The 17,591-nt window shown below is 47.7% G+C and carries 14 protein-coding genes and 1 tRNA gene; 13 read left to right on the forward strand and 2 right to left on the reverse strand.

The window, feature by feature from the left end:
* Positions 1-139: 139 nt before the first annotated feature.
* The 11 genes from C161_RS09785 to C161_RS09835 all read left to right on the forward strand — a co-directional run bounded on the left by C161_RS09785 (position 140) and on the right by C161_RS09835 (position 12,152).
* Complete coding sequence (locus tag C161_RS09785) at positions 140-487, forward strand: cupin domain-containing protein (protein ID WP_036669973.1); 348 nt, start codon at positions 140-142, stop codon at positions 485-487.
* Positions 488-530: 43 nt separating this feature from the next.
* Positions 531-2,351 (forward strand): two-component system histidine kinase PnpS, encoded by a 1,821-nt coding sequence (pnpS, locus tag C161_RS09790; protein ID WP_036669981.1) that lies wholly within the window; start codon positions 531-533, stop codon positions 2,349-2,351.
* 116 nt (positions 2,352-2,467) lie between these two features.
* Positions 2,468-3,196, forward strand: a complete 729-nt coding sequence (locus C161_RS09795; RefSeq protein ID WP_036609823.1) for a response regulator transcription factor — start codon at positions 2,468-2,470, stop codon at positions 3,194-3,196.
* Between the two features lie 152 nt (positions 3,197-3,348).
* Positions 3,349-4,530 (forward strand): methyl-accepting chemotaxis protein, encoded by a 1,182-nt coding sequence (locus C161_RS09800; protein WP_036669983.1) that lies wholly within the window; start codon positions 3,349-3,351, stop codon positions 4,528-4,530.
* 227 nt (positions 4,531-4,757) lie between these two features.
* Positions 4,758-5,513, forward strand: coding sequence for a phosphate ABC transporter ATP-binding protein PstB (gene pstB / locus C161_RS09805; protein WP_036609821.1), 756 nt, complete (start codon positions 4,758-4,760; stop codon positions 5,511-5,513).
* A gap of 63 nt (positions 5,514-5,576) precedes the next feature.
* The gene (gene phoU / locus C161_RS09810) at positions 5,577-6,236 is read left to right on the forward strand and encodes a phosphate signaling complex protein PhoU (protein WP_017689478.1); all 660 of its coding nucleotides are present in this window, start codon (positions 5,577-5,579) and stop codon (positions 6,234-6,236) included.
* Between the two features lie 233 nt (positions 6,237-6,469).
* Complete coding sequence (gene polA, locus C161_RS09815; protein WP_036669986.1) at positions 6,470-9,124, forward strand: DNA polymerase I; 2,655 nt, start codon at positions 6,470-6,472, stop codon at positions 9,122-9,124.
* Positions 9,125-9,242: 118 nt separating this feature from the next.
* On the forward strand, positions 9,243-10,070 hold the full coding sequence (gene mutM, locus C161_RS09820; RefSeq protein WP_036669994.1) for a DNA-formamidopyrimidine glycosylase: 828 nt from the start codon (positions 9,243-9,245) through the stop codon (positions 10,068-10,070).
* A 142-nt stretch (positions 10,071-10,212) separates the two neighbouring features.
* On the forward strand, positions 10,213-10,986 hold the full coding sequence (locus tag C161_RS09825) for a manganese efflux pump (protein WP_036670002.1): 774 nt from the start codon (positions 10,213-10,215) through the stop codon (positions 10,984-10,986).
* Between the two features lie 9 nt (positions 10,987-10,995).
* Positions 10,996-11,592: a dephospho-CoA kinase gene (gene coaE / locus C161_RS09830; protein ID WP_036670004.1), complete on the forward strand. Its 597-nt coding sequence runs from the start codon at positions 10,996-10,998 to the stop codon at positions 11,590-11,592.
* The gene (locus C161_RS09835) at positions 11,589-12,152 is read left to right on the forward strand and encodes a lytic transglycosylase domain-containing protein (RefSeq protein ID WP_036609809.1); all 564 of its coding nucleotides are present in this window, start codon (positions 11,589-11,591) and stop codon (positions 12,150-12,152) included. Before coaE ends, C161_RS09835 begins: the two co-directional genes overlap by 4 nt.
* A gap of 82 nt (positions 12,153-12,234) precedes the next feature.
* Here the strand turns inward: C161_RS09835 and C161_RS09840 are convergent, their stop codons facing one another.
* Positions 12,235-12,456 carry an alpha/beta-type small acid-soluble spore protein gene (locus C161_RS09840; RefSeq protein WP_017689472.1) on the reverse strand — a complete coding sequence of 74 codons (222 nt, stop codon included), beginning with the start codon at positions 12,454-12,456 and terminating at the stop codon, positions 12,235-12,237.
* A 116-nt stretch (positions 12,457-12,572) separates the two neighbouring features.
* Between C161_RS09840 and nrdR the strand changes: the two genes are divergently transcribed.
* Together nrdR and C161_RS09850 are read left to right on the forward strand one after the other, a co-directional pair.
* Positions 12,573-13,040, forward strand: coding sequence for a transcriptional regulator NrdR (gene nrdR, locus C161_RS09845; protein ID WP_026081166.1), 468 nt, complete (start codon positions 12,573-12,575; stop codon positions 13,038-13,040).
* 185 nt (positions 13,041-13,225) lie between these two features.
* Positions 13,226-13,298: transfer RNA gene (locus tag C161_RS09850), tRNA-Ala, on the forward strand.
* A 248-nt stretch (positions 13,299-13,546) separates the two neighbouring features.
* On the opposite strand, the gene C161_RS09855 is transcribed toward C161_RS09850, so the two are convergent.
* Positions 13,547-17,176 (reverse strand): S-layer homology domain-containing protein, encoded by a 3,630-nt coding sequence (locus tag C161_RS09855; RefSeq protein ID WP_036670005.1) that lies wholly within the window; start codon positions 17,174-17,176, stop codon positions 13,547-13,549.
* Between the last annotated feature and the right edge of the window lie 415 nt (positions 17,177-17,591).

Below are 17,591 nucleotides of genomic sequence, written 5' to 3' on the forward strand. Positions count from 1 at the left end.
GATACAACTATGATATTTTATTATTAGCCTTGTCTGACTGCAGTTGATAGCATATTGCAAAGTACTCACTGAAAAGATTGGGAGTTCCCTAATCTGTGATATGATAGATCGAGCAATTATACTCGGAGGGACAAGTCATATGAAAATGAGCAAACAGAATGCAGCACATTATATATGGGGTGCACAGTGCGACGGTTGGCATCTCGTTCAAAATGAAACACTGAGCATTATCCATGAACGAATGCCCGCTGGAACGGCTGAAATACGACATTATCATTCGGTAAGCCGTCAGTTTTTTTTCATCCTCAGCGGTGAAGCATGTATGGAACTTAATGGAGAGACGTTTGTGCTGGAAACCCATGAAGGAATAGAGATCGCACCCGGAATGCCGCATCAGATGATGAATCGGAGCGACGAAGAAGTGGAGTTTCTCGTAATTTCCAATCCGGGTACCCGTGGGGACCGAATTGAACTGGATTCAATGTAGAGCAATTCATTAGATATTAATCTGATCATAAAGGAAGAGATAGATGAGACCGTTCCGAATTCGCCTTGCCATCATTATGATGGTGCTGATCGGTGTATCCGTCATTGTGGCTGGATATACGATGGGCAGAGTGTTTAAGACTACGCATATAGCCGCATTGGAGCAAACCATGGTGCGCGAGATTAATTTGCTCAAAGCAACTTTTCCATTCCATGATGCAAGTGATCCAACCTCGGAAGCCACACGAAAGTATTATTCGGATCGGGCGTTGGAACTGGATCGTCTGACGGATTCCCGGGTAACCTTCATCAATAAAGACGGCATGGTCATTGGGGATTCCGAGAGTGATCCGGCATCCATGGATAATCACTTGAACCGTGAGGAGATTAAGGGTGCCGTCGGAGATGGATACGGGCAATCCATACGTTACAGTGAGACATTGGGACAAGACATGCTGTATGTAGCGCTACCTGTGAATTCGGATCAAAGCGACATGATTGAAATACCTAGCGGCAAATTTGATGGCTACATTCGTCTATCCATGAGTCTACAGGCTGTGGATCAAGGGCTTCAGCGTGGTTGGATGATTATGTTTGCTGCACTTGGGCTATTGTTCTTAATTGTCGCGTTTGTCAGTTATCGGGTTGCACGCGGATTAACATCCCCGATTGAGCATATTACAAAAGTGGCCCATCGGATCACCAAGCTGGAATACGATGCCAGAGTTGATGTAACGCGTAGAGATGAGATCGGACAGCTGGGGCTTGCCATAAACGGAATGGCAGACAGCTTGCAGTCCCAGCTGAAGACGATCCGTGACAATGAAGCGTTGTTACAGAGTGTCCTCGCAAACATGACCGGAGGTATTGTCATGATCGACGCAGGGCAATCCATTGCACTGGTCAATCGGGAAGCGGAGCGTATGCTTGGTATTCAGGCAGGAAAGGTTACGGGTAAACCTTATACTGAATTGAAAAGACACTACGAATTAACACGTACCATTGAAGAGAGTGTTGCACTGAAAGAACGGATGCATGAAGAAGTAAGTGTGTTCAACCCGGAGGAAAAACTGATTCGTATTGATGGAGTACCGATGTCCGAAGATGATGGTGGATATCGAGGCATGTTGTTCCTGTTGCAGGACGTGACGGCGATTCGCCGATTGGAGTCCATGCGCAGTGAGTTTGTTGCAAATGTCTCTCATGAGCTCAAGACACCAGTCGCTGCGGTCAAAGGGTTTGCCGAAACGTTGCTCAGCGGCGGGGTACAGGATAAGGAGACAGAGCGATCATTCCTGAAAATCATCTATGATGAAGGAGATCGACTTAACCGATTAATCGGGGATATTCTGGAGTTATCCAAAATTGAATCGAAACGCGCACCGTTGCAATGCTCACCTGTGCATGTACACTCTTTCTTCGAAATGGTGCTGGGCACCTTGTCCAAGGTGGCGGAGAAAAAGCAAATTCGTCTGGAAATGCATGTTCCGGAGGAACTGTACATTGAAGCGGATGAGGACAAGATGAAGCAGATTTTCATCAATCTGTTATCCAACGGCATCAACTATACCCCCGATGGTGGACGAGTGAAGTTACAGGTGACGATGGATAATGATGATGAAGTTGTCTTTGCGGTGTCAGATACAGGAATTGGCATACCGAAAAAAGATTTGCCGCGAATCTTCGAACGGTTCTATCGTGTTGATAAAGGCAGATCCCGTAATTCAGGGGGCACAGGCCTTGGACTTTCCATCGTTAAACATCTGGTGGAACTGCATCATGGCAAATTGTCTGTAGAGAGTGAACTGGGCATGGGGACAACGTTCCGTGTGATCCTTCCATTCATTCAAGACGAAGAGATGTAGGCGTCTGGTATCAAAATGTAAAAAGGTTGTATTGTTTTACACCGCGTTAACAAATTAGTGCTATGATAGAAAAAGTGTTGTGGCAACAGACAACCTATGAAGAGAGAAGGGGTATCATGGCACAGCGTTTACTAGTTATTGAAGATGAACCTACATTATCAAGATTACTCACGTATAACCTGACACAGGAAGGTTATGACGTTACGGCAGAGGATCACGGATCTGCAGGATATGATCGGGCCTTGTCCCAGGAATTTGATCTCATTTTGCTGGATTTGATGCTTCCGGGCATGAATGGTCTGGACATTCTGAGCAAGTTAAGAATACAGGGTGTTAGTACACCGGTTATCATTCTGACGGCCAAGAACGGTGAAGCCGAGGTTGTACAGGGACTGAAATCAGGTGCCGATGATTATATTACCAAACCGTTTGGTGTATCTGAGTTATTAGCCCGAGTGGATGCGGTATTAAGACGTTATTCCAATGGTGAAGATTTACCACAGCTTGAGGACAAGGATGGCTCACGAATTATTCTGGGAGAGCTGGAGATTTATCCTCTGAAATATGAAGTGACACTGGGTGGACAATCCATCAGTCTGCGTCCGAAAGAGTTCGAAGTACTGCTATATTTGGCCAAAAAGCCGGGTGTGGTACTGACAAGGGATGATCTGATGAACGCTGTGTGGGGCTTCGATTATATCGGAGGTCAACGAACCGTGGACGTTCACGTCAGTTCATTACGTAAAAAGCTGGAGCTGGACCCGGAATCGGTTCACATTGATTCGATTCGTGGTGTAGGTTATAAATTGGTTGTCAAAAGAAAAACTCCCCATCATTCAAGTTAGCAATGATCGGGGAGTTTTATTTTACGTTCATTTAACATAAAGGAAGATTTTTCTTTACGTAGAGGGAGTAGCATGGACTTATCTGAGTGATACTTTGTACCTACATAACCCACCTCAAGACGGAGGTATTACGTAAAGGAGATTGCGCATTTATGCCCATGTTGCTCGAAGTGAAACCTGACCAGCCTCATGTTGTTTTACATAATGAAGAATTAACTACACTCATAATGGAGCAAACTGAAGTAGCACTAGTTGCTGAAGAATCTGTGATCTATTTGCATGACTATTATCGTCAAGTACCTGTCGCCGGAGTCCATACCACCTGTGGAGAAGCAGCCACGATGATGAATCAGGATCAGGAACACCCATGTATCGTATTGTGTGATGAGCAGATGAAACCCACTGGATTGTTAATGCGAGAGACGTTATATCGGATGTTAAATGGCCGTTTTGCCGCAGATCTATTCTACCGTAAGCCGGTCATACAAGTAGTGAATACATCTCCGGTTATTGCAGATATTCATATGGAAGCCGCAACGATTATTGATATCGCACTTGGACGGAATGAACAGCATTTCTACGATTGTCTGTTGGTTACGGACCAAGGCAGACTGCTTGGTGTGTTGACGATGCGGGACGTAATGTCGCTATCTCGCAGATTGCAACAGGCTGTTACGGAAGAGCGCATACGTACAGTAACCGAGAGCAGACAGGAGATATCCAGAATCAACAATGCGGTCACCAAGCTGGTGAATGCAGCGAATCAGACTGTACATGAGGCCCGTGAGATCATGGCATTGTCCAAGCAGGGCGAAGAGAGTTTGAAACACGTTGATGCTTCCTATAACCGGGTACATCAGCATATGGAGAGTCAAGGACAACATGCGGATCACATGCTGAATTCGATCAAAACAGGCTCAGGCATGGCACATTCTATTCGATCCCTGGCAGATCAGAGTGGTCTCCTCGCCCTGAATGCTTCCATCGAAGCAGCTCATGCCGGTGAATATGGACGAGGTTTTCAGATTGTTGCAGGCGAGATTCGAGCGCTCGCAAAACAGACCCGTGAGGTTGCGGGGAACATGTCTTCATTGTTAGAGAATATTGGTGGGTTGACCCTTCAGACTGTTGAACTGGTTAAGGCAAGCGGAGCGGAGATTGACGACAGTTCGGTACATGTCACCGCAGGGGGAGCAACGTTCCGACAACTGAATAGTGCGGTGAGAGATTTGTCTCGTATAGCAGAGGAGATCGCCATGGAAGGCGGGAAAGCTGGAGAAGTGGCAGAGCACATTCGTACGAAGCTGGATGAGATGGTTTCGAATAGTGAGTAATATAAAGTAGTCAATAAGGCAGACATCAGGAATCAGATTGATCCATTAAGCAGATCATGAAGGTTAAGGATGTCTTTTTTACATTCCGTTAACATGAAAGTGATACTGTTTTTACAATGAAAGGGTAGGATATTAAAGATGGCCGAGCAGCGATAACAGATTATCAGTATCGGTCTCAACGTAAAGGGAGTTTCCGTGTCCCTGCAGCGAAGGAGAAGTGAACATCCATGAAGGACCTCATTCACATTGAAAATCTTAATTTATACTATGATACGCATCACGCGCTTAAAAATATATCGATGGATCTGCCGGAAAAAACCGTTACTGCGTTCATCGGGCCGTCAGGTTGTGGTAAATCGACATTGCTTCGCACGTTAAACCGGATGAATGACATGATTCCGGGTGTTCGTGTGGAAGGACAGGTTATGCTGAATGGCTCTGACATTTACAGTAATGAGATTGAAGTGGAGACACTGCGCAAACGAGTGGGCATGGTGTTCCAACAACCGAATCCTTTTCCAAAATCCATATACGATAACGTCGCTTATGGGCCGCGCTTGCACGGGGTAACCCAAAAGGCTGAACTGGACCAGTTGGTGGAACAAAGTCTTGTCCATGCTGCCCTGTGGGATGAAGTGAAGGATGTATTAAAAAAGTCGGCACTTAGTTTGTCCGGCGGACAACAACAGCGTCTCTGTATTGCGCGGGCGCTGGCTGTACAGCCTGACGTTCTGCTGATGGATGAAGCAACGTCCGCACTCGACCCGATCTCTACTTTGAAGATTGAGGAGTTAGTGAAGGAATTGCATCACAAGTACACGATCGTTATGGTTACCCACAATATGCATCAGGCGGCACGGGTATCCGGACGTACAGTGTTTTTCCTGAATGGTGAAGTGGTGGAGGCAGCTGATACGGAGACGTTATTCTCCACACCGCAAGATTCCCGAACCGAGGATTATATCTCTGGAAGGTTCGGTTAAGCGAGCTGAGTTGGAATGATCCCGGCATACCCGGAGATGATGGATAAGGAGGACATGAAATCTATGATTCGCAGAAAAGAATTTGATCAGGAGCTTGAAGAGCTGCGTACCTTGCTCAAACAAATGGGTGAACATGTAGGAGCAGCATTGGATGGTGCTATTGAGAGTTTACAAACGATGAACGCGGAGAAAGCTCAGGTCATCATCAAGAATGATGCGAATCTGAATGCCCTTGAAGACAAAATTATGGAACTTGGCTCCAAACTGATCATCACACAACAGCCGGTGGCAAAGGATCTCAGACGTATTATCGTGGCATTCAAAATCTCCAGTGATCTGGAGCGTATGGGAGATCTTGCTCTCGACGTGGCGAAGGTGACACTCCGGATGGATGGACAGAAGCTGATTAAACCTTTGGTGGACATCCCGCAAATGGCAGAAATCGTGAAATCCATGATCGATGAATCCATCGAATCTTTCCTGAAAGAAAACACAGATCTGGCCTATAAAATGGCTCAAACTGACGATCAGGTCGATCAACTGTATAGCCACATGATCAGTGATCTCTACACGTTAATGACAGAGCACCCGAATCAGGCTTCTCAGGCTATGCTGTTAATGATGGTTGGACGTTACATTGAACGGATTGGCGATCATGCAACCAACATTGGTGAGAGCACGGTATACCTGGTGACAGGTAAACGTCCAGATCTGAATCAATAGAAGAGTATTGATTTGGAATTGGGGAATCAGTACTGATTAAGTAATGCAATCATATGAATGGAAAAGGACTTTCTCTCAGGTAGGCTGTGTACAGCTGTCTGTGGAGAAGGTTCTTTTTTGCGATTAAATGTGAAGTGAAAGAGGCTATTCTTTTTGATGTGACAGGTGGGTATGGTATCATGAGAGTAGATGTAATTTGAAGAGGTTGACCATATAATACGCGAGGTGCTGGAATGGACAAGTTTATTCTCATAGATGGAAATAGCATTATTTACAGGGCGTTTTTTGCAATGCCGCCTCTGACCAACTCGAAAGGTCTGCATACCAATGCGGTATACGGCTTCACTACGATGCTGCTGAGACTGCTTGAAGAGCATAAGCCTACACATGTCATGGTTGCATTTGATGCAGGCAAAATCACGTTCCGCCACGAAGGGTATCAGGAATACAAGGGTGGACGGGAGAAAACACCACCAGAGTTGTCAGAGCAATTCCCTTTGCTCAAAGAACTGCTGAAAGGACTTGGCATCGCTCAGTTTGAGCTGGCTGGATTCGAAGCGGATGACATCATCGGAACGTTAACCAAACGCGCGGATGAAGCGGGCAGACAGGTGCTCGTTGTATCGGGTGACAAAGATATGCTGCAGCTCGCCTCCGAACATGTACATATCGGGCTGACGCGCAAAGGGGTAACCGATATTGAACTGTATGATCCTGCTCAGATTAAGGAGCGTTATGGTCTGACGCCGCTGCAAATTATTGATCTCAAGGGTCTGATGGGCGATGCGTCCGATAATATTCCGGGTATTCCCGGGGTTGGTGAGAAAACAGCTTTGAAGCTGCTGCACCAGTTCGGATCGGTAGAGGATGTGCTGAACGGCACAAGTGAGCTGAAAGGCAAGATGAAAGAAAAGATCGAGGCCCATGCCGAAGATGCCCGGATGAGCAAACAACTCGCGACGATTCACCGGGAAGTTCCGCTGGAGCAGACGTGGGAGGATATGCAATTTGCTGGATTAAAAGAAGAACATGCTGGCCCTGCACTAGCTAAGCTTGAATTCAAATCCTTGCTCGAACGTCTGTCGTTCAGTGGCAGCATTGGTTCTGAACAGGAAGCGGTCCCTGCTGCCGAAGTGGAGTCTTCCATTGCAACAGAAGACAACATCAGTGAGCTTTTCAGTTCACTGGATTCCATTGATGTCCTCCACGTGGAGACACATGGGGATAACCCGCACCAAGCAAAATTGATTGGACTAGCTCTAGGTTCCGCTGGAACGTATACGTTCATATCTCCCGAATTGCTTCATTCCGAAGCTGCGGCTCCAGTGCGGGCATGGCTTGGTAATTCAGAGCAGCCCAAGCGCGGGTATGATCTTCATCGTGTAGATCTGGCCCTGCATGCGCATGGCATTGAATTCGCTGGTGCGTCATTTGATGTACAACTAGCTGCGTATTTGCTTGATCCAACGGAATCCAACCAGACGATTAGTGGACTCACGACCAAGTATGGTCTGCCATCACTTGTGGAGGATGACACGGTTATGGGCAAAGGGGCCAAGTACAAGGTGCCGGAAGTAGAGATCTTGGGTGATTTCCTATGCCGCAAAGCTGCTGCTGTCGCAGCCATTATTCCACTTCAGGAGCAGGTGCTGGAAACGGATGAGATGAATTCGCTGTTCCATGAACTGGAGATGCCGTTGTCACGCATATTGGCAGACATGGAGAAACAGGGCATCAAGGCCAATACAGCCGATCTGCAGGCTTTGGGCAGTGAGTTTGAAGAACAGATCAGCAGGTTGATGGCTGAGATTTACAAGCTGTCAGGAACGGAATTTAATCTGAATTCACCGAAGCAACTGGGTGAAATTTTATTTGATAGACTGGGCTTGCCGGTAGTGAAGAAAACCAAAACGGGTTATTCCACAGATGCTGAAGTATTGGAGAAATTGGCTCCTTATAATGATGTGGTCAAGCATATTCTGCAATATCGTCAGCTTGCCAAGCTGCAATCCACTTATGTGGAAGGATTACTGAAAGAGATATCCGATCGGGATGGCAAGGTGCATACGTATTATCGTCAGACCATTGCTGCAACGGGACGACTTAGCAGTCAATTCCCGAACTTGCAGAACATTCCGATTCGGATGGAGGAAGGTCGCAAAATCCGGAAGGTATTTGTTCCTTCGGAACCCGGGTGGTCCATTTTGGCAGCAGACTATTCCCAGATTGAACTGCGTGTACTGGCACACATTTCGGACGATGAGCGCTTGAAGGAAGCGTTTGTCAACGATATGGATATTCATACAAAGACCGCTTCGGATGTATTTGGCGTGAAGCCTGAGGATGTGGATGGGGATATGCGTCGTTCCGCCAAGGCAGTTAACTTTGGTATCGTGTATGGAATAAGTGATTATGGATTATCACAGAATCTGCATATTACGCGTAAAGAGGCCGCGCAGTTTATAGATCAGTATTTTGAAGTATTCCAGGGTGTCCGCCGATATATGGATGACATTGTGAAGGAAGCTCGTCAGGATGGTTACGTCAAAACGCTGTTGGAGCGACGTCGCTACCTGCCAGAGATTAATGCCAGTAACTTCAATCTGCGTTCCTTCGCAGAGCGTACGGCGATGAATACACCGATTCAGGGAACTGCGGCAGATATCATTAAGCTGGCCATGGTACAGATGGATGAAGCGCTGCGGGAACGCAAGTTGAAGAGCCGTATGTTGCTTCAGGTGCACGATGAGCTTGTATTCGAAGTGCCTGCCGATGAATTGGAACTGATGAAAGAGTTAGTCCCTTCAGTTATGGAAAAAGCATTGGAACTGTCGGTTCCGCTGAAAGCAGAAGTCAGCTTTGGTGATAACTGGTACGAAGCGAAATAAATCAAGCGCCGCGCGGTATTTCCGGTATTTTACAAAAGGACTTTCCATGTTTGAGATATAAGAAAAGGGTCCCGCTGAGCGCCATCTTCCGTTATAATATAGGGGAGGTGAGAACATCATGCCGGAATTACCGGAAGTCGAAACAGTCAGAAGAACATTGAATCAACTTATTGTAGGCAAAACGATTGATCATGTTACCGTTAGCTTGCCGCGGATTATTCAGCGGCCGGACGACATAGATGCATTTGCAATGGAACTCGCGGGACATACCGTCATTGGGGTGGAGCGTCGAGGCAAGTTTTTACGTATTTTGCTGGACGGGCTGGTGCTTGTCTCCCATCTGCGGATGGAAGGAAGGTACGGTGTGTACGAGCAGCATGAAGATGTGGAGAAGCATACACATGTGATCTTCCATTTTAATGATGGTACGGAATTGCGTTATAAGGATGTGCGTCAGTTCGGTACGATGCATCTGTTTAATGCAGGTGAGGAACTGGTGTCCAAACCTTTGCTGAAGCTGGGACTGGAGCCGCTTGATCCAGCTTTTACGGTAACTGCATTCCGCGAGGCGGTTGGCAAGCGTACAACCAAAATCAAAGCAGTCCTTTTAAATCAGGCATATGTGGTCGGCATCGGGAATATTTATGTGGACGAGGCTCTATTTCGCGCAGGTATCCATCCCGAGACCATCGCCAAGACACTGACCGAAGCTCAGTTAACGGTACTCCATGAAGCGATTGTGGCTACGTTGCAAGATGCAGTGAATGCAGGTGGATCTTCCATCAAGTCCTATGTGAATGGACAGGGTGAGATGGGGATGTTCCAGCATCAACTGAAAATCTATGGACGCAAATCAGAACCTTGTACAACTTGTGGTACGTTAATTGAAAAAACGGTGGTTGGTGGCCGTGGCACGCATTTTTGTCCGAACTGTCAGCTGCTGTAACATGAACTGAATGAACGAAATGATGAAATCATAGCACCCTTGGATTCCTCCCTCCATATACTGATATGGCAGAAATAAGCGGGCGTATACCCATACTGGCATCTTCAGTTGGCACGAGTACCGCACAGAGGAGGAGTCCGGGGTGCTGCATCATTTTATTTCATTGCTGGCGCTTGCTTTGGCGCTTAGTTTAGATGGTTTTGGAGTCGGGATTACATATGGGTTACGGAGGACTAAGATTCCCCTGTTATCTATCGCTGTTATTTCGATCTGTTCGGGATTGGTTATTGCCTTGTCGATGCAAGTAGGTGTGTTGTTGTCCCATGTGGTGTCACCGGATATCGCTTCGATCGTGGGAGCCGTTATATTGATAGGTATTGGTGCATGGTCACTGTTGCAACTCATTCGAAAGCAAGGCAAAGAACAGCTGGAAACAGACACTGGAATGGGTGAGGCAGCAGAAGCAAAGGTAACTGGAGTGGGAGAAGCACAAGAGAGACTGTCGGATTCAAAGGGCAGGAATCAGGTGCTTGCACTGGATCTGGAGCAGTCGGCTTCAAATGGATCACTGGAACGAATGGTATTTACACTGGAGCTGCGCAAGCTGGGCGTTGTCATTCAGATTCTTCGCAGTCCCTCCAAGGCGGATATGGATAACTCGGGGAGTATATCTGCTCAAGAAGCGATGTGGCTAGGTATTGCCCTGTCTCTGGATGCGTTTGGAGCAGGATTGGGAGCGGCACTTCTGGGATTCCCTACACTATGGACAGCACTCATTATTGCACTGTTTAGTGGGGCGTTTCTGTCACTCGGCATGAAGGTTGGCCTACGATTCTCAGCTCTGCGCTGGATGCGAAGACTGTCTGTATTGCCAGCGCTATTGTTAATGATTATGGGAATAATGAAGTTGTTATGAGGTGAAACGATGAATATAGGCTTAACCGGCGGGATCGCGACAGGCAAAAGCAGTGTTTCCGCCTATCTCGCCAGTAAGGGAGCGTTGCTCATCGATGCAGACGTTATTGCCCGGGAAGTTATGATGCCCGGGCATCCCGTGTTGGCCGCCGCTGTTAAGCGGTTTGGACAAGCCATACTGAACGAAGATGGAACACTGGATCGGAAAAAGCTCGGAAGCATTGTTTTTCAACAACCAGAGGAACGAAAGGCACTTGAGGCTATTACACATCCGGCGATCCGAAGAGAGATGCGCGAACGGGCTGCTGCATACGAATTGCAACATCCGGATAAACTTGTGGTGTCTGATATTCCTTTGCTCTACGAATCAGGTCTGGAGGACGGTTTCGAGGAAGTTATGGTCGTATATGTCCCGAGATCGGTGCAACGAGATCGCTTGATGAGTCGGGATGGAATGACTGCAGCACAGGCTGAGGCCCGGATGGATGTACAGATGGATATTGAGCGCAAAAAACAGCTGGCAGACATTGTCATCGATAACAGCGGCTTATGGTCTGCGACGGAGCAGCAAATTGACTCATATCTACAGCGTAAGGGCTTGTTATGAGAATATTGCGTAAGAAACGTGTACTGCTGTTGATGTTTGTGTCCTTTGTACTGGTGTTATTTCTGAATACAAACTGGATGGCATGGTTCTATCCCATTCATTATAAGGAAGAGATTCGTGCCCAATCTCAGAGTTATGAGGTTGATCCGTTTCTGATTGCTTCCATTATCAAGGTGGAGACTAATTTCAAGACAAGCAAGGAATCCAAACGAGGTGCCATTGGGCTCATGCAACTGATGCCGGATACGGCCAACTGGATACTGGAACAAGCCAAAATTCCCGACACTTCGCTGGAGGAATTGAAGCACGAGCCTGAACGAAATATTCAGTTAGGCACATGGTATCTGCGGAATCTGTCCGATCAATTCGATGGCAATGAAGCAGTTATGATCGCTGCCTATAATGCGGGACCAGGCAAAGTAAACAGTTGGCTTAGAGATGGTGTATGGGATGGCTCGTTCGATACAGTGAAAGATATTCCGTTTGGTGAGACGCGTCACTATGTACAAAGAGTCATTTACTATTATAATCAGTATGTAAAGATCTATAATACGTTCTAAGTATATAAGTAGAAGCACAGAGCAGGCCGGTTGTTCACCGGCCGCTCCATGCTCCTCTGTGTAGCGTATTACGATGCAGATATTATTGGTATTGACCTGCCAATTGCTGTTCTGCAATTGTTACCAGACGCTTCGTGATGTATCCACCGATCGAACCGTTCTCGTAAGAAGTCATGTTACCTTGGTATCCGTCTTGTGGGATGCTGATTCCGAGTTCTTGAGCAACTTCATATTTCATTTGCTCGAGTGCTGCGGAAGCTTTAGTTACCACCAGGTTGTTGGAGTTACCATTGCTTTGTGCCATTGCTGTTCACCTCCTCGCGGGTTGGTAAAAGTATTATGTGTCGGCAATGCGTTTTTCATTACAAAATCAGTACAGGGAATATGTGGTAAAAAGTAAAACGTGGGAAGTGATCTGTTTTGAAGTGTCCTTATTGCGGTTATATGGGTACCAAAGTGCTTGATTCGCGTCCGGCCAACGAAGCAAAATCCATTCGTCGTCGCCGTGAGTGTGAGCAGTGTGCCCGAAGATTTACAACGTTTGAGATGATTGAGGAGACTCCACTGATTGTCATTAAGAAAGATGGTAGCCGGGAAGAGTTCAGCCGGGACAAGATTCTCCGCGGGCTTATTCGTGCCTGTGAGAAACGTCCAGTCTCCGTAGAGACCCTGGAGATGATGGTATCTGAAGTGGAGAAATCTCTGCGTAATACAGCCGATGCTGAAGTGGAGAGTCGCCAGATTGGTGAGTTATTGATGGAACAGTTGTTTCCAGTCGATGAAGTGGCGTATGTCCGTTTTGCGTCGGTATACCGCCAGTTCAAAGATATCAATATGTTCATGAAAGAACTGAAATCCCTGTTGTCCAAAGACAATCTGGAGGATTAGTGAAGTGGGTAAAGGGAGAAGAGCAGTCTGGAGTTCCAGTCCGTATGTGCCAGTGAAATCGGTTGTTCTTCTCCAATCACTTTGGATCTTGAAAAAGTGATTGACAGCGAAAGCTGGATTTTATATGATATAGGAGTCGCCTGTGGAACGTTGCAGTGTTGGACAAGTTATCTATTTCATATCCTGGGGCCTTAGCTCAGCTGGGAGAGCGCATCGCTGGCAGCGATGAGGTCAGGGGTTCGATCCCCCTAGGCTCCATAATCAAGAATGCCATCACATTATTGTGATGGCGTTTTTTTGTGCGTGAAATAAATCAGAACATGCATTAATTAATTATAATTTTTGGAATTAGTGACGAGCCTGTTGACGAATATTCTAGATGCAAAAATAGAGGTTTTAAAGTCCTGACTGTGGAGTTGTCAAAAAAAGTACAGTTTGAAAACAAGGAGACCCTTCCGGCTGGATATTGTCCAACCGGAAGGGTCTGCATTTATCTGTATACGCTTTCAGTTAGCCAGATATTCGACGAATCTTACAAAGATCGTGGCTACTTCGGCGCGGGTGGCGGTGGCTTTGGGAGCAAAGAAGTTGTCCGGCTTGCCTACTACAATGCCGATGTCCCGCAGTGCCTGAACGGCCTCCAACGCCCATGAGCTGATCTCACTCTCGTCCGTGAAGGGCTTAGAGTGGCTTTCAGGGAGCTCATAGCCTTTGTACTTCATGTAGTTGTACAGTATCACCAGCATCTGCTCGCGCGTCATCGGTGAATTGGGGTCAAACAGGTCTACGTTTGTACCGTTAACTATGCTTTTTTCGGCCGCCCACTCGGCTGCCGCGGTGTACCATTGTCCGTCCGTCACGTCGTTAAAGCGGGAACTCGTGTAGCTGGAGAGGTTTACGTTCTCAAGATTGGACAGTACCTGCACGAACATTGCACGCGTCATTGCGGTGCGGGGTGAGAACGTCGTGGACGTCGTGCCGTTGAAAAGATCGTATGTGTAGGCGAAATTTATATCGTTGTAGAACCAGTCGTCCATGTTGGCATCCCTGAAAGGATTGCCCGATAGCACGAGGAAGCCCAGTGGGGTGGCGTCATCAAATGCCAGCTCCGTACCCTCACGGATGTTCAGCGACATGCCGTTATCTAAGCTAACTTTTGCGCCGCTCGGTCCTACCACAACCGCTCCGCCGCTCCGTATCTTCGATCCGCCGTGAATATCCACACGGTTGCCGTTGGGCAGGGTCACATGCGCGTCTTTGCCGCCTACTGTAACCGTACCGTCGCTCGCTATCGTCGATCCTCCCGAAATGGTCACTGTGCTGTTGTCGCCGGGTAGTATCACTTCGGCGCTCTTGTCTGCCGGAATGGTTAACTTACCGTTTGAGTCTATCGATGTGCCTTCGGGTACCTTAATCTTCGTCCCGCCTTTGGTCGCAATCTCGCCGCCACCGGGAAGGGTGGTGTTGCCGTTTTTGTCTGTGATCGCGGGTTTATCCTTCGGTGTATTCACTGTGTAGGTCGACTTCAACGTTCCAGCGTCTGTCCCGGTGCCCGTATTGTCGGTGTTGCCCGTATTACCGATGTTGCCGGTATTTCCGGTATTTCCGGTGTTTCCCGTATTGCCGCCAGAATCAGGCACAGTGGGAGTCGTCGTCTTCATCGGCGTCGTCGTAGCACTGATCTCCGCGCCGTCGCCCTTTGCATTCACCGCGATGATGGTGAAGTTGTAGCCTTGGCCGTTTGTCAGGTTCTTGAAGGTATATTTGGTCTCCGTCGCATCCAGTGTAATCGGCGTCCCGTTGCCATACCATACCTTGTAGCCCAAGATCGCACTGCCACCGTCGTCAGCAGGGGCGGTCCAGTTCAATGTGACCTGTCCGTCACCGGCTGTCGCCTTGAAGCCGCTTGGAGCACCTGGCACGACCGGTTTTCTCTGCGCGAACATCCAATCAAAGACGTCTGTGTAGTCATTGTTCCAAGCCGGCAAGTTAGAGGACTGCGCCGTGGGAGCTATGCTCCAATTCCCCATAGTTATCTGGTTGTAAAGAACCGCCGCTTCAACTTCGTGGGCTATGTAATCAGCCAGAACAGGTGTGTTGGCCGGATTAGGCCTCAGATTTGGCTGATCAAATTGATTGTAGGGCCACGTAAGGACCTCATTACTCTCAAAGCGCGAAGCCCTCGCGTTGATCATTTTCGGCATATTGTTATTGATGAAGTTATTGAGGTTAGTCTGGTAGCCTCCAGCATTATGAGCATTTAAAAACATCCAATAGGCCAGGTTGTTGTGAGTGTCGTTGTCCTTAGCATTCGGTGAACCGCTTACCGGGGCCATAGGTGCGGCGGCGGTGAAGAAGCCAGGATGGCTGTTAACTAAGTTGTTTGTATACTGGCCGCCCCATGAGAAGCCCGCCGCGTAAACACGATTAGGGTCTACTTCGCCGCTGGCAATCAGGGCGTCTATGACCTTCTTAACATTCTCTGTTGAGGGAACAGATACGCCATTATAGGAAATATTCAGTACATGGCTGGCGTACTTGTCAGGATTTTCTTCCATTTTTTTCATTAGAGCGACCGAGCCGTTGGCGGATTTCATGGCCGCTTTTTGGTCTGTCGCAGCGTTTGTGCCGCCGCGTGACATGCCGTGGGTATAAACATACAGCGGCAATCCTTTGATCACTTTACCGTCTTCATCCTTGTGAAGGTAGAGCGAGCGATTGACCGAATTGTCCGTGAATGTTGTAAACTTGTCAAGGATCGGATTCACAACTTTTTCCTGTTCAAAAACCACGTTGCGAAGTGGACTCCCCTCTGTCAGTACGATCTCTCCGTTTGGGACGATGTTGTAAACCTGCTTTGTCGAGTTACTGCTGCCATCCAGCGTTGTTTTGCCGCCGCTCGCTGAATAAAACTCAGACTCAACTACGATGTAACGGCCGCTTGCCAGTCCGTCCTGATAATCCGGTGAATTGCTTACCGGCCCCAGATAGCCGCGTACCTTCGGTTCGTCATTAGCGTATACCCTTGTGATCTTGCGCGTTCCTTCAAAGGTCACCGCTTCGCCGTTCAGGGTTGTGTTCCTAGCTGACAAGGTAAACAAGCCCGACTTAAGCTCGGAGCCTAACGCTGCCTTCCCCTCGCCTAAGTCGATGATGACAGCCGTTGTGTACTCGCCACTGGCGAAGTTGTCATTCCATACGATAAAGGGAAGTATCCCCGCGTCCGGATCGTTTTTGAATGTTACGTGAATTGTATGGTCAGCCTCAATATTCGAAAAGGTATAAGTGCCAGCAGATAGAGTCGCGGTCTCACCGTCTACCGTTACGGTATCCACCATTTTGCCGGAATCGGGGGTAAACGTAAATTCTTTGTTAGAGTCCCGATCTACTCTCAGAACATCGCCGGGTGGGTTCGGCGTTATTCGGCCGCCCGGTCCCGCAGTGGCGGTGATTGAGAATCTGGTGTCCACTTCATTGGCTAAAGAGAGCTGCAGGCTGTCTGTAAATGAATCAGCGCTGGTATAAGCTGCGTCTGGAACTCCAAAAGAGGAAACGACTTCATAACGATCACCGCCCTTTTCCGTTGAGTTATTAATATAAACCTCAAAGGTAAGCTTGCCCTCCTCCAAGGTCAAGGTTCTTTTGGGTATTCTCATCTCCACGATATATCCTGTTTCCGTGATCTGGGTCCATGCAGCTCTGCCCGGAGCGGCCTGCCCTGAGAACACACCCGTCGCGCTAACGCGCCATTGGTTTGAGCCTCCGGTTCCGGTGCCGACATAAAACTCCAGGCTGTCGTACTGGTGATCTCCGCCAGCTCCCTGATATAGATTACTGTCATTCACAACTACTCTGGAATACAGGTAGTCATGGTCCCAAAGGATTCTGGCTGTGCCCGTGGCATGGGGTCTGGGATCGGCGGGCACAGTGCTTTTGTTGATGTGATGCTCCATGGTCTGGCCCCAGAGTGGGTCGTTTGACCCGAGTTCGGGAGTTCCAAAAATGGCGGTGGGTGTTTCATTCGCTTCTGCGTTCTCGATGTTGTCAGTGGCGGCGGCATAGCTGGTAGGTATTAGCGACGCCACCATTACCAAGCAACAGAGGAACGCGAGCATTCTGCTAAATCGTTTTGGCATAAATGAAAATCCTCCTTATTTTTCGATGCGGTGCGCCCAAGGCTTACCGCATCGTATTCGGACACGTTGTCCATATGACAAGCGCCCAACTATATATATTATGTTTATCAGGCGTTCAATCCTTTAATTTATCTATAGAGTATATTAAGAATGAAAACGATTACTTCGAAGCATAGGGATAGTGTTGAAGTTTGCGTGAATTGCAATAAAAAAATCCACCTTATGAACAAGATACTACATTGAATTGGAAGTGTTGAAGACGTAATATGAGAAGAAATGTAAGCGCATTCTTTTTTTAAGGCGTATCTCTATTTCCTTGAGCGAGGTGGTCTGGTTTTAAAGGTGAGAGATATGGGTTGTATGCTTCTGAAAATTAATCGAAGGGAAGAATGCTATGCGGAAGCAAATTACAATC

The sequence above is a fragment of the Paenibacillus sp. FSL R5-192 genome (assembly GCF_000517845.1).
Lineage (GTDB): Bacteria > Bacillota > Bacilli > Paenibacillales > Paenibacillaceae > Paenibacillus > Paenibacillus amylolyticus.